Here is a 14212-nt window from a genome sequence, read left to right as displayed (position 1 = left end):
TACTCTTTTTAATATTATTCAGCTTTTCCTTTTATTCTAAAAATTTTACGAGAAGAAGCAGGGTCATTTGATGTAATTGTTACAGATTTATTGAAATCTCCAGCAACAGATCCACTAGAATATTTAACTGTAATATTAGCAGAACTTCCTGGAGCAATAGGAGTTGTAGGATATTCAGGAACTGTACAGCCACAAGAGCCAACAACACTTTTAAGTATTAAAGGTTTATCACCTGTATTCGTTACTTTTATCTTAGAAGTTACATCTGTATTCAACTTTATATTTCCAAATTGAATTTCTTCTTTTTCTAAACTAAGTGTCTGAGCAAATAAACTTGAAAAGCCTAAAGCAAAAACACCTACAAACATTATTTTTTTCATGATGATAATTAGTTTATAATCAAATGTACAAAAAGAATTTTACTATAAATGTATAATTTTAAATAGTTAATGAAAAATATTCTATTATATTTAATAAAAATTAATTAATATGAAAAATTTTATTTTACCATTCCTTTTTTGTGCCTCACTATTCGTTTTTGGGCAAGGAATGCCTGCAACTCCAGGTGGAACTTTAAGTGAATATAATCTTCATACTATTTCTGCAGATTTGAAAATGAACAAATTTAATGAAATTAATACTAGAAAAGATGAGTATTTTGATACTGATTTTCGAAATGCAAGTATAAGTGGCTACAAGGAAAAAGAAAAATTAAGATATAATGCTTTCTTAGATGATTTTGAGTATATAAGAGATGGATATTTATATAAAATGAATAGAATGTCAAACCAAATTATTGTTTTTGATAATACTAAGATTTTTAAATTGGTCAATTTTATTGAAAATGATAAATTAACTTCAAGATATTTACAAGTATTATCATCACCAGAAGATAAAATAGTTCTTTATAAGAAATACGCAATAGATTATACTGATGGTTTGGGTGCTAGCGGATTGAATGCTTCTAATAAAAAGAATTACTTTAAGCAAGATAAGTTAATGCTTGGTTTTGATGATAAACTATTTAATATACCTTCTTCTGTCAAAAAAATTGGAAATTTAATTGGTAAAGATGTAGAATCTATCGTTAAATCAAATAATCTAAATGTAAAGAAAGAATCAGATCTTATTAAACTTGTAGAAATTATTAATAAATAAATCATTTATAAATATCGAACATTTATTGGGCAGATTATGTAAATTTGCCCAAATTTGTTTTTAAGTCATAATTAAATAATGGAAATCGCATCAAAATATACGCCTACAGAGGTTGAAGGAAAATGGTATGAATACTGGATGGAGAAAAAATATTTCAAATCTACTCCGGATGAAAGAAAAGCTTATACAATTGTAATACCACCACCAAACGTCACAGGAGTCTTGCACATGGGACATATGTTGAACAATACAATTCAAGATGTATTGATTCGTCGTGCACGTATGCGTGGATATAACGCTTGTTGGGTACCAGGAACTGACCATGCTTCAATTGCTACTGAGGCGAAAGTTGTTGCGAAATTAAAAGAAGAAGGTGTTTCAAAATTTGATATTGGTCGTGAAGAGTTCCTTAATCATGCTTGGGATTGGACTCATAAACATGGTGGAATCATTTTAGATCAATTAAAAAAGTTAGGAGCTTCTTGTGATTGGGATCGTACAAAATTTACAATGGATCCAGACTTATCTGAATCTGTTCAACGTGTTTTTGTTGATTTATATAACAAAGGATTAATTTACCGCGGATACCGTATGGTAAATTGGGATCCAGAAGCAAAAACAAATATTTCTGACGAAGAAGTTATCTACAAAGAGAAAAATGGAAAGTTATTCTATTTAAAATATAAAGTTGTTGGTTCAGATAAATATATTGTGGTTGCAACAACTCGTCCAGAAACAATTTTTGGGGATACTGCAGTTTGTATCAATCCAAATGACGAACGTTATCAATGGTTAAAAGGTCAAAAAGTAATTGTTCCTATCGTTGGTCGAGAAGTTAGTATTATTGAAGATGAATATGTTGATTTAGAATTCGGTACAGGATGTCTTAAAGTAACGCCTGCGCACGATACAAATGATTACGAATTAGGTAAAAAACATAATTTAGAATTCATAGATATCTTTACTGATGATGCTAAATTGAACGATTATGGAATGCAATATGCAGGAATGGATCGCTTCAAAGTTCGTAAAGAAATTGAGAAAGAATTAGAAGAAAAAGGTTTACTTGAAAAAATAGAAGATTATAAAAATAATGTAGGAACATCTGAAAGAACAGGAGTTGTAATTGAGCCAAAAATCTCAAATCAATGGTTTTTGAAAATGACAGATTTAGCAAAACCTGCATTAGATAATGTAATGAATGATACAATTAAATTTCATCCAGCGAAATTTAAAAATACGTATCGTAATTGGATGGAAAATGTAACAGATTGGAACATTTCTCGTCAATTATGGTGGGGACACCAAATTCCTGCATTTTTCTATGGTGATGGAAACGAAGATTTTGTTGTTGCTTTAACAAAAAAAGAAGCTTTACCATTAGCGCAAGAAAAAACAGGAAATACAGCATTAACAATCGAAGATTTACGTCAAGATGAAGATGCTTTAGATACATGGTTTTCTTCTTGGTTATGGCCAATTTCTGTTTTCAACGGAATCAATGAGCCAGAAAATGAAGAAATAAATTATTATTATCCAACACAAGATTTAGTAACTGGTCCAGATATTATTTTCTTCTGGGTTGCGCGTATGATTGTGGCTGGATATGAATATCGTAACGAATTACCTTTCGAAAATGTATATTTTACAGGAATTGTTCGTGATAAACAAGGTCGTAAAATGTCGAAATCGTTAGGGAACTCACCAGATCCAATTGAATTGATGAACGAATACGGTGCAGATGCAACACGTATGGGAATGTTGTTAACGGCGCCTGCTGGAAATGATTTACCTTTCGATGTTGATTTGTGTCTACAAGGACGTAATTTTGCTAATAAAATTTGGAATGCTTTCCGTTTAATCAAAGGTTGGGAAGTGAAAGAAGATTTAGAACAAACTTCTGCTCAAGCAAAAGCGGTTGATTGGTTCGAAAATAAATTCCAACAAGCATTAGCAGATATCGAACATAATTATGATCAATATCGTTTATCTGATTCATTGATGGCAATTTATAAATTGATTTGGGATGATTTTTGTTCTTGGTATTTAGAAGCGATTAAACCTACTTTTGGTGAGCCAATTGATGCAAAAACTTATGCAGCAACAATTTCTTATTTAGAAAATGTATTGAAAGTTTTACATCCATTTATGCCTTTCTTAACAGAAGAAATTTGGCATTTAATTGCTGAAAGAACGGATGATGAAGCCTTGATTATTTCTAAATATCCAGAAGTAACATCTTTTAACGAAGAAATTATCAAAAATTTCGAAAATACAAAAGAAGCAATAACTGCTATTCGTGGATTACGTTCAGAAAAAGGAATGTCGCCAAAAGAAGCGTTAGAAGTTTTTGCTGATACACAAGCAGCGAACGAAATTTATGTTGATGTTTTCTCTAAATTAGGAAATGTTTCTAATTTCAATACAGGTGATAAACCAGAAAAAGGTTTTGCTTTCCGTGTTGGTACGTTAGAATTTATGGTTCCGATGTCTGATAATATCGATATTGAAGCTGAACGCGAGAAATTACAAAAAGAGTTGGATTACAACCAAGGTTTCTTAAATTCAGTTCGTAAAAAATTATCAAACGAAAAATTTGTTGCAGGAGCGCCAGAACAAGTAATTAATGCAGAACGCAAAAAAGAAGCAGATGCTTTAGAAAAAATTGCACAAATTGAAGAACAATTAGCTTCATTGTAATTTTTTGAACAAAATAAAATATAAAACCACTTCATTTGAAGTGGTTTTTTTTTAGTTATAATATTCGTACTCTACTTTAAAATAATTATTTCCCTTTTCATCTTTTCCTACAATTAAAATAGGAAAATTATCTTTGTCATACGTGTAAGTGTAAGTTACAATTCTATTAGGTTCTGAATTTGATAAACTCCAATATTGCGTTTCTTTAACTACATTATTTTCACTATAAGAATGCATAAATTGATTTTGAAGAATTCTAATTACTTCTTGAGAATTTTTGTAAGGACTATTTGATTTATCGAATTCATATAAATTTTTCATCCCATCACTAAACCAACTTCCAAATGTTTTGTCAATAACGGATGTAATATTATTATTTGTATAGGAATAAATAGCATTTTGATCTCCATTACATGTATTACCATTGCTGCAAACAATTTCTTTATTAAACTTCCCTAAGTTGTTGTAATAATATTCATTACGTTGTGTAATAGTACCAGACTCAACAGTTTGTGTATAAGCTAATTTATTTCCGTTGTAAAATAAATTTAATGTACTATTTTCAAGAGGATTTGTAGCGCCTTTGTATTCTACTAAAATTAAATTATCATTTGTATCATATTTATATGTTGAAATCATTCCATTTGTATAATTTACATTTAATAATTTTTTATAATCTTTATCATAAATAAAAGTTCCTTCACTTACATCTTCTGTTTCTGTTCCATTTATAAATTCATAGCCAGTAGATTTGATTTTTTTAATTACTTTTTTTTCATTTTTTGAAGGTAGATCATCATTGTCATCATTTTTACAAGAAGTAAAAATAGAAGTTGAAATAATTGATAATAGTAATAATTTCGTGAAGTTTGTTTTCATAGTATTTTTATATTAATTGCAAATATATAAAAGCTTAGATATTAAATCAATTTAAGATCTTTTTATGATATGAATCTTATTCTATTTTGAGTAAACAATAAACTATAATTCATAAATTTGCAAACCTTTCTAAAAAGAATTAATGCAGTATTTAGAACTACTTTTAATCGGAATTTTCACAGCTTTTATCGGATCATCCATTCCAGGATTGTTGAATATGACGGTGGTGAAAATAGGGAAGCAAGAAGGTGTTAAAAGTGCATATACTTTTATGTCTGGAACGGCAGCAACAATTGCCATTCAGGTTTATTTGGCAATTTTTCTAGCTAAATTTATTGATTTTAATGAAGAAGTTACCAAAATTTTTAGGGAAGTTGGATTAGCTGTTTTTGTAATTATTACCATTTATTTTCTCTTTTTTGCGAAGAAACAAGATCAAAAAAAGAAGAATAAAAAACTAAAACAACAAGGTGATGTAAAACAAAAAAATTTATTTATTTATGGATTATTGTTATCTGCTATAAATGTTTTTCCAATACCTTTTTATGTGTTTTTAAGCGCTACGTTGGTTTCGTATAATGTTAATGTTTTTGGACAACCAAATAGCTCAGTTTTTGCTTTAGGAGTTGTTATTGGTTCGATGATTATTTTTGGTTTATATCTGAAATTTTTTAATTCAAAATCAGAAGAAGATTCGTTTATTTTAAAAAATATAAACTATGTAATAGGAGGAGTGACGAGTGTGATTTCTTTGTTAACGATTTACCAACTTTTTTAATAAAATTTAATTCAAATTTTGCTTAGGATGTGAGTATTTCACCAAATATTCCATCACTTCATCGCATTCTTTTCCCTCTAAAATATAACTCAAAATATCTTCGATTAATTCATCAATAATTTGGGGATTAAATTCAAATTTTTTAGCTAAATCGATGCATATTGCCTTTTCATTTTGATGAATATTTAAATCTACAACCATTAGCAAAACAGCATCATACAACAAAGAAAGTCTATCTGTAGACGTTTTTGGTAATGTGAAATCAAACTTCGTGTTTTCGTTCAAAATATAACTTACATCTTTGAGCGAAAGTTCATGAAATTTTGCAATGTCAGAAATAATTTGAATTTCTTTTTCATTCAAACTTCCATCACTTTTACCAATAATAAATAAATTTTTGATGTGATTTAATTTATCAATCAAAGTAAGATTATTTTTCATTTGTTGATTTTTGGGGTTAAAAATACTCAAAATTGTAGTAAATTAATTGTTCAAAATTTTTCATGTGACAGATTTTAGAACGAAAATAGATGAGATTTATGATAAGCAACTTGAGAATAAAATAAATATTCGTCAACTCACTGTTTATCAACGAAAAGAGTGTTTAGAAAATTTAGAAAATTCAATTCTAAATCATCGTGCTGAAATAGAAGAAGCATTATTTTTGGATTTAAGAAAATCTAAAATAGAAGCTGATTCTACCGAAATATTTCCAGTTTTAGCTGAAATTCGATTATTTCGAAAGAATTTGAATCGTTGGACAAAAGCGAAATCAGTTTCAAATAATTTACTTTTTTTAGGTTCAAAAGCTAAAATTCAATCGGAAGCTTTGGGAAATTGTTTGATTATTTCGCCTTGGAATTATCCTTTTCAATTGTGTTTGGTGCATTTAGTTGCTTGTATTTCGGCTGGAAATACAACAATTCTTAAACCTTCGGAGTTTTGTCCTAATGTTTCAAAAGTTCTTAATAAAATTGTTTCAGAAACTTTTAATGAAAATCATGTTGCAATTATTGAAGGAGAAATTGATGAAACGACTTATTTGTTAACCAAAAAGTTTAATCATATTCATTTTACAGGTTCACCAAAAGTGGGTAAAATTGTGATGCAAGCAGGAGCAAAGCATCTTTCTTCGGTGACGTTGGAGTTAGGAGGAAAGTCGCCTTTGATTATTGATGGAACAATTCCGATGCAAGAAGTGGTTAAAAAAGCAGTTTGGGGAAAGTTGATAAATTTTGGTCAAACATGTATTGCGCCAGATTATATTTTGATTAAAGAAGAGTTTAAAAATAAATTTATAAGAACGTTTATTGAACATATAGAAAAAGTCTTTGGAAAAAATCCTTCTCAATCGAAAGATTTGGCAAGAATTGTAAATCTTCAAAATTATAATAGATTAAAAGATTTGATTGAAAATGCAATAGAAAATGGTGCAAATTGTCCTTTTGGAAATGAATACATTGAAGCTGAATTGTACATTAAACCAACTTTATTGACAGATGTTCCAATAGATGCAAAAATCAATGATGAAGAAATTTTTGGACCAATTTTTCCGATTTATACATTTAAAGAAAAATATGAAGTAATTGAATTTATCAGTCAGAAAGAAAAGCCTTTAGCATTATATATTTTTTCGAAAGATTTTACTTTTATTGATAAAATTAAAAATCAAACATCATCTGGTTCTGTGGTAATTAACGAAACATTGGTGCATGTTTTGCATCCAAATTTGCCTTTTGGTGGAGTTAATAATTCTGGAATTGGAGCTTCAACAGGTTATGCAGGGTTCAAAGATTTTTCGCATATGAAACCGATTTTAAAAGTCAATCGTTTTTTATCGCCATCAAAATTTCTCAATTATCCCTATAATTCTACAACTCAAAAGATAATTGATTTTTTGATAAAATATTTTTAAATCTTGATTCAACGATTTAATTTTATATTTGTTTTATACAACAATCAACGTTATTTTTGTAGTTAAATCTTATAGAATTGTTATCAAAAAAGACAAAATACGGACTGAAAGCGATGGCTCATTTGGCCAGACAAGAAAGTAACAAACCAGTTTTAATTGGCCAGATTTCTGAAACAGAAGTTATTCCTAAAAAATTCTTGGAAGCTATTTTATTGGATTTAAAAAAGTTAGGTTTCGTCAATTCGAAACAAGGAAAAGGTGGTGGATATTACTTAGCACGTGAACCAAAAGATATTAGTTTAGCTTCTTTGATTCGTGTTTTAGAAGGACCAATAGCGCTATTGCCATGTGTAAGTAAAAATTACTACGAAAAATGTGATGATTGTCCTAATGAAGGCGTTTGTACATTGAATAAGGTGATGGTTGAATTGAGAGATTCGACTTTAGAAATTCTTGAAAATAAATCTTTAGAAAGTTTAAAATAAATCTTTAGCCTGAGTTTTTCAGGCTTTTTTATTGGAAAATTTTATAAGAACGAAGAAAAAAAGTATAACTCTTTTTCGAGAATTCTTCCTAATTTCGAACATTTATATTTCATGAAAAATAAATCTATACAACAAGAGTTTAAGCAACTTTTAGAACAACATTCTTTTTCTAGGCATCGTTATTTATTGGCGATTAGTGGAGGGATTGATAGCATGGTTTTGTTAGATTTATTTCGTCAAACTGCTGCAAATTTTCAGGTAGCACATTGTAATTTTCAGTTGCGTGAAGAAGACGCAAATGGTGATGAAATGTTTGTGAGAGAATATTGCGGAAAATATAATATTCCATTTCATTCAGTTCGTTTTGATATTGCAGCTTATCAGAAAACAGGAAATTATTCGGTCGAAATGGCTTGCCGAAATTTGCGTTATGAGTGGTTTGAACAAGTTCAAAAACAAAATCGTTTGGACGTTTTGGTGACAGCGCATCATTTAGATGATAATATCGAAACATTTTTGATTAATCTTTCTCGTGGAACAGGTTTGAAAGGTTTGGTCGGAATGCAAATTGATAATGGAAAAATTTTTCGTCCTCTTTTGAATTTCACGAAAAATGATTTGTTGGAATATGCAAAATCAAATGAAATTAATTGGCGAGAAGATTATACGAATGCGACGGATGATTATACCAGAAATAAGATTCGTCATCATATTACGCCAATCCTAAAAGAGCTTCATCCGCAATTTGATGAGAATTTTTTGTCAAGTTTAAATCATATCAACGATAATTATCAAATTGTACAAAATAAAGTTGAAGAAATTAGAAGTAACTTATTTTCAGGAGATAATCCGATTGAAATTGAAATTTCAGCATTAAAAAAACTTCAACCATTAGAAACATTTTTACATTATTTGTTCGAAAAATATGCATTTTCGTCGAGCAAAGAAATTTTTAAATTTTTGGATGCAGAAACTGGAAGTGAAATAAAATCAGCAACTTATCGATTAATTAAAAATCGAGAAAATTTGTTGTTGCAAAAAATAGAAGAAGAAAATGAAGATGAATTAACGATTTTTGATGAGTTAATTGAAATCAATTCGTTAAATTTGAAGTTCGTGAAATCGATAAATCCACACGAAAACGCTACTGAAATAGTAGACTTTACATCAATTTTGTTTCCGCTTAAACTTAGAAAAGTGAAAGAGGGAGATTTCTTTTATCCAATTGGAATGAAAGGTCAAAAAAAATTGTTGAGTAAGTTTATGAAAGATTTGAAACTTTCTAAGTTAGAAAAAGAGAAGGTTTGGTTGCTTTGTGACCAAAAAGATCAGATTATTTGGGTGGTAAATCATCGTTTGGATGAACGTTTCAAAACGACAGAAACAAGTAAAAACTTTTTAAACATTACAGTATGTTAAAGAAACTTTGGATACTTTTTTTGTTTCCAATTTTAGTCAACGCACAATTATTTAGTCCTGCAAAATGGTCGAGTTCGGTGAAGGAGGTTGGACAAAATGAGTTTGAAATCGAGGTAACAGGAAAAATTGATAGAGGTTGGCACCTTTATTCAATGAAACATCCTGATGGAGGAATTGGAATTCCAGCAAGTGCATCATTTAAACCAGCTGCAAATGCAAAATTGGTTGGAGGTACGCGCGAAGTTGGAAAACGTATAGATAAATACAGCCAAATTTTTGAACAAGATGAAAAATATTACGAAAATCAAGTAAAATTTGTTCAAAAAGTGAAAGTTTCGGGTGATAAACCTGTAAATGTATCGTACACAATAGAATTTCAAATGTGTGATGCCGAACGTTGTTTGCCACCAGATGAAACAAGCGGAACGATAAAATTAACGCCTTCCGCAAAAGTTGAAGAGACGAAAGAAGAGGCAAAGCCAGCAGATGCTACAGAAGCAAAAGATACTGTTGCAGTAAATGAAATTACACAAGATTCTGTTCAAGAGGATTCTACAGCGGTTGTTGCGACAACACAAGATACAATCAAAAAAGTTGATGATTCTTTATTAGCAGATAACGAAAAGAAAAATAATGGTTTATTGAAAATCTTTTCTTTGGGATTTTTAGGAGGATTAGCAGCGCTATTAATGCCTTGTATTTTTCCAATGATTCCTTTGACTGTAAGTATGTTTACAAAACAAAGTAAATCGAAAGGAGAAGGAGTTGGTAAAGCCTTTATTTATGGTTTATCAATCATTGTTATTTATGTTGCATTAGGTTTATTGGCGACAGTTATTTTTGGACCATCAGTCCTAAATGAAATGTCAACAAATCCGTGGGTGAATTTAGCATTCTTTGCAATTTTCATTGTATTTGCTATTTCATTTTTTGGAGCTTTCGAATTGACATTACCAAGTAAATGGGTAAATGCAGCTGATAAAGGTGCTGATAAAGGCGGATTAATTGGAATCTTCTTTATGGCATTCACATTAGCATTAGTGTCTTTTTCTTGTACAGGACCAATTATTGGTTCATTGTTAGTACAAGCGACACAAGGAGGCAGTCGTTTATCTCTAATTGTAGGTATGTTTGGTTTTTCTTTAGCATTAGCTATTCCGTTTACATTGTTTGCAATGTTTCCAAGATGGTTAAATTCAATGCCTAAATCTGGAGGATGGTTAAATACAATCAAAGTTTCTTTAGGGTTTATTGAATTAGCTTTTGCCTTAAAATTCTTATCTAATGCTGATTTAGTTTGGCAAATGAATTGGTTGCCAAGAGAAATTTTCTTAGCATTTTGGATTGCAATTTTTATCTTCTTAGGATTATATCTTTTAGGTAAATTTAGATTAGAATTAGATTCACCTGTCCAAACTATTGGTGTTCCAAGAATGCTATTTGCATTAGTTTCAATAACATTTGCAGTTTATATGATTCCAGGTTTATGGGGTGGACCATTAAAATTATTAAGTGGTTTAACACCTCCAATGACATATTCTGAAGCGCCACGAGGTTTCCACGAAGGTGTAGGTGGTGGACAAGCGACAGCTAAATTTGATGATCCTAATATGGTTGCAGGACCTCATGGAATTCCTGCATTCAAAGATTTTGATAAGGCCGCAGCTTACGCAACGAAAGTTGGAAAACCAATGTTGTTAGATTTCACAGGGCATGCGTGTGCAAATTGCCGTAAAGTTGAAGAACGTGTTTGGAGCGATGAACGTGTAAAGAAAATTTTGGCTGAAGATGTTGTTTTAGTTTCGTTATACGTTGATGAGCAAACTCCTTTACCCGAAAGTGAACAAGTTTTTTCTAAATATTTAAATAATAGGGTCTTAAAAACAGTTGGTAATAAATGGACTTCTTTTGAGATTGAACATTTTAATGCAAATGCACAACCTTATTATATTTTGGTAGACAAAGATTTAAATCGTTTTTCTAAACCTTTAGAGGCCGAACTTGATGTGGAAGTTTACTTGAAATGGTTACAAGATGGAATCGCGAAGTATAAAACGAAATAATTATTTATTATAAACTAAAAAACTCCTGCATTTGCGGGAGTTTTTGTTTTTACTCAATTCGTTCCAATAAATACCAATTATCTTTTAATTTTTGAGAGATTTTATATTCATTTTGAAACTCATAACTATTTTTATTCTCTAGACTTTTAATGTAAAATAGTTTATTATAGTTACTTAATCTATATGTTTTAGTTTCAAGTTTTTTATTAAAATAGAAGCCAACAATTTGATTATTCTTATAAAAATCAGTTTTCTTTTTGGAATCAAAAAATAATTTAGATAACTCTGGGGTATTATTTACTGGTAAACTATCTGTTTGTACTACACTATTTGCTATGTATTGAACTTTGATCGAATAAAAATTCTTGTATTTATAGAAACTAACTTTTGCAGGAAAGTGCTCGTAATTTTTAATAATATTTTTATAATCATCCAGAAATTTAGATTTAAAAACTTTTACATATTCAATTGTATCATTTTCAAAATAAAAGTATTGGACAGAATCGTCAAAAAAAAGATTTGCTTTTCCATGTAAACTATAATTATTATTAAATAAATTTTGATTGGATTCTATTGCATTGATAGTCTTTTGATAATCAATCTTCTTAGAACAGCTTATTGTTCCTATAATAAGTAGGATAGAAAGTAGAAGTTTTCTCATTCTGTTTAAATATGATATACAATACGTTAATATACATATTTTTGAAAAAAAATCCCTCAATTTCTTGAAGGATTTTAAATACTATTTGATCGAAAAATTAATTATAACCATTCGTCATCATCTTCTGAATCTTCTAATTCAGCATCGATGAATTGAATATAAAATGCAACAATTTCTCCTTTTTCATTGTATCCAAAGTAAGCAGGATAAATTCCTTCTCCAAAACCAGCTTGAAAAATTGGCGATTTGAATTCTGTATTTGGAATTGTCCAATTGATCCAATCTCCTTCTTCTGATTGATATTTCGGGTTATTTTTAGCATTTTCTACGAATAATGCATTAAAATAATCATCGTATAAATTAACATCACCTTTGCTTTCGAATTCATCAATGAATTTCACAAAAGAATCTTTCGCTTCAGCATCAACAATTGTAGCTAATCCACTTTCAATAGAAAAACCAAAGTATTCTCCTTCTTGTAATTCGTCAATCAACTCAATTCCTTTCATTGCTTCTTCGTAACGAACAGGTTTTTCGTTTGTGAAAGTAACTTTGATACAACCAATCAAATTTTCAACATCTCCATCGTCTTCAAATTTTACGATACTTGCAGTTACAGGAAAATTACCTTTTGGTGTTTCAAGGAAATAAGGATCTTTATCCATTGATAAATATTCACCTAAAGGATCGTTTACAAAGATTTTACCAGATGGTAAAGAAACTTCTCCCATTTCAATTTGGTCGATTTCTACACCTCCAATTTCTTTATCTGTAAAGTATTTTTCTAAATCATTAGGAGCTAAAGTGAATTCTCTTTTAGATTCCCAAGTTTTTAACCATTCTGCTGTTGGTTGCATAAATTATTGTTTTAAAGTGCTACAAAATTACATTAAATAATGAAGAATAGCTCAACTTTTATATGTTAGTGAAAAATTAAATTATCTTAATTTTTTTCTCAACTCGTTCTTATCAATATCATATTCTAAATGCATGATTGAAATTAAATCATCTTCAGAAAGTAAATTGCTTTTGTAATATTGAATTAAAAATGATTCGATTTTAGAAAACTCGCTTAATGATTTTTGTAAAAAATAAACTTCAACAAATTGATTATCTTTAGTTTTTAATGTAATCAAGTTACTAATTCCATGTGATCCATTTGGGTTGTCAAATTCACCAAACTCTTTAACAGATTTTCCTTTATAATCTTTATTATCAATGATAATAGAATACAATTCATTGATTGGATAAAATTGATTTTTTACTGAAATACCTTCATTTGAGAAAGTTAATTTTCCATCAAAATTACCTTTCAATTCTGTTGAAGGTTTCTTGAAATATCCATTCCAATATGCTACAGCTGTTGCTAAAAGTCCAATAAAAATATAATAATAGGTTTGATTTTTAAATACATTTAGTTCTAAAAAAACAAAACTAATTACAGTTACGGCGAGAAATGATAAGATTACTTTCGCAATCTGTTTATTATTTTTTTTAGGTTTTTCTGGTACAAAAATTTCAAAACTATACTTATCCATGTGCTATTTCTTTACGAACTCTACTTAAACTTTCGGGAGTAATACCTAAATATGAGGCAATCATCCATTGTGGTATACGAGAAAGTTGGTTAGGGTAAAGACGCATAAACTCCAAATAACGAGTTTTAGCAGATGCTCCAAGTAACAAATTAATACGATCTTGCAAACTACGGACATGATTTTGAATTAATTTATTTTGAGCTGCTAAATAATTAGGGTTTAGACTTATAATTAAATCATTTAATTTTTCATTCAATAATATAACTGTAGAGTCTTCAATTGCTTGAATATAAAATTTTGATTGTTGCTTACAAAAGGCACTATTTCTATCGCTTACAATCCAGTTTTCAGTGCCAAATTGCAAAACATGTTCTTTTCCATTATCGTCAATTGTATAAGATCGGATAACACCAGATTCAACAAAAAAATAATCTTCTGAGTATTCACCAGGTTGTAAAATAAATTCACTTCTTTTATAATGTTTTACAACTAAAGCATTTTCAATTTTAGTCCATTGTTCTTCGGTAAGATCAATAATACTTGATAAATGTTTTTTATAATTTTCCATACGTATAGTAGTATTCTACAAATTTAATAGAAATTAATTAATAAAATG

General features: G+C 29.3%; 14 protein-coding genes. 7 read left to right on the top strand and 7 right to left on the bottom strand.

Annotation, left to right across the window (positions count from 1 at the left end):
* Positions 1-14: 14 nt before the first annotated feature.
* Positions 15-380 carry a DUF1573 domain-containing protein gene (locus tag E4J94_RS14865; RefSeq protein ID WP_135836579.1) on the bottom strand — a complete coding sequence of 122 codons (366 nt, stop codon included), beginning with the start codon at positions 378-380 and terminating at the stop codon, positions 15-17.
* A 109-nt stretch (positions 381-489) separates the two neighbouring features.
* Here E4J94_RS14865 and E4J94_RS14860 point away from each other — a divergent pair, with 109 nt between their 5' ends.
* Positions 490-1158: a hypothetical protein gene (locus tag E4J94_RS14860; protein ID WP_135836578.1), complete on the top strand. Its 669-nt coding sequence runs from the start codon at positions 490-492 to the stop codon at positions 1156-1158.
* A gap of 78 nt (positions 1159-1236) precedes the next feature.
* Entirely contained in the window at positions 1237-3858 is a 2622-nt protein-coding gene (locus E4J94_RS14855; protein ID WP_135836577.1) for a valine--tRNA ligase, read from the top strand.
* Between the two features lie 51 nt (positions 3859-3909).
* Here E4J94_RS14855 and E4J94_RS14850 read toward each other — a convergent pair whose 3' ends face one another.
* The gene (locus E4J94_RS14850; RefSeq protein WP_135836576.1) at positions 3910-4737 is read right to left on the bottom strand and encodes a hypothetical protein; all 828 of its coding nucleotides are present in this window, start codon (positions 4735-4737) and stop codon (positions 3910-3912) included.
* A 142-nt stretch (positions 4738-4879) separates the two neighbouring features.
* Between E4J94_RS14850 and E4J94_RS14845 the strand changes: the two genes are divergently transcribed.
* Positions 4880-5515 (top strand): LysE family transporter, encoded by a 636-nt coding sequence (locus E4J94_RS14845; RefSeq protein ID WP_135836575.1) that lies wholly within the window; start codon positions 4880-4882, stop codon positions 5513-5515.
* A 6-nt stretch (positions 5516-5521) separates the two neighbouring features.
* On the opposite strand, the gene E4J94_RS14840 is transcribed toward E4J94_RS14845, so the two are convergent.
* Entirely contained in the window at positions 5522-5956 is a 435-nt protein-coding gene (locus tag E4J94_RS14840; protein ID WP_135836574.1) for a tellurite resistance TerB family protein, read from the bottom strand.
* A 64-nt stretch (positions 5957-6020) separates the two neighbouring features.
* Here E4J94_RS14840 and E4J94_RS14835 point away from each other — a divergent pair, with 64 nt between their 5' ends.
* The 4 genes from E4J94_RS14835 (at position 6021) to E4J94_RS14820 (ending at position 11397) form a co-directional block, all read left to right on the top strand.
* Positions 6021-7430, top strand: coding sequence for an aldehyde dehydrogenase family protein (locus E4J94_RS14835; protein ID WP_168801892.1), 1410 nt, complete (start codon positions 6021-6023; stop codon positions 7428-7430).
* Positions 7431-7507: 77 nt separating this feature from the next.
* A complete protein-coding gene (locus tag E4J94_RS14830) occupies positions 7508-7915 on the top strand; it encodes an RrF2 family transcriptional regulator (protein ID WP_135836572.1) in 408 nt (135 codons plus the stop codon).
* A 111-nt stretch (positions 7916-8026) separates the two neighbouring features.
* A complete protein-coding gene (gene tilS, locus E4J94_RS14825; RefSeq protein WP_135836571.1) occupies positions 8027-9334 on the top strand; it encodes a tRNA lysidine(34) synthetase TilS in 1308 nt (435 codons plus the stop codon).
* Positions 9328-11397: a protein-disulfide reductase DsbD family protein gene (locus E4J94_RS14820; RefSeq protein WP_135836570.1), complete on the top strand. Its 2070-nt coding sequence runs from the start codon at positions 9328-9330 to the stop codon at positions 11395-11397. The genes tilS and E4J94_RS14820 overlap by 7 nt, the downstream gene beginning before the upstream one ends.
* Positions 11398-11446: 49 nt before the next feature.
* On the opposite strand, the gene E4J94_RS14815 is transcribed toward E4J94_RS14820, so the two are convergent.
* The 4 genes from E4J94_RS14815 to E4J94_RS14800 form a co-directional block, all read right to left on the bottom strand.
* On the bottom strand, positions 11447-12058 hold the full coding sequence (locus E4J94_RS14815) for a hypothetical protein (RefSeq protein WP_135836569.1): 612 nt from the start codon (positions 12056-12058) through the stop codon (positions 11447-11449).
* 101 nt (positions 12059-12159) lie between these two features.
* On the bottom strand, positions 12160-12915 hold the full coding sequence (locus tag E4J94_RS14810; protein ID WP_135836568.1) for a DUF4241 domain-containing protein: 756 nt from the start codon (positions 12913-12915) through the stop codon (positions 12160-12162).
* A gap of 81 nt (positions 12916-12996) precedes the next feature.
* Entirely contained in the window at positions 12997-13596 is a 600-nt protein-coding gene (locus E4J94_RS14805; protein ID WP_135836567.1) for a hypothetical protein, read from the bottom strand.
* Positions 13589-14164, bottom strand: coding sequence for a Crp/Fnr family transcriptional regulator (locus E4J94_RS14800; RefSeq protein WP_135836566.1), 576 nt, complete (start codon positions 14162-14164; stop codon positions 13589-13591). Before E4J94_RS14800 ends, E4J94_RS14805 begins: the two co-directional genes overlap by 8 nt.
* Positions 14165-14212 lie beyond the last annotated feature (48 nt).

The sequence above is a fragment of the Empedobacter tilapiae genome (assembly GCF_004785645.1).
Classification (GTDB): Bacteria; Bacteroidota; Bacteroidia; order Flavobacteriales; family Weeksellaceae; genus Empedobacter; species Empedobacter tilapiae.
This window is presented reverse-complemented; position numbering and strand designations above follow the sequence as displayed.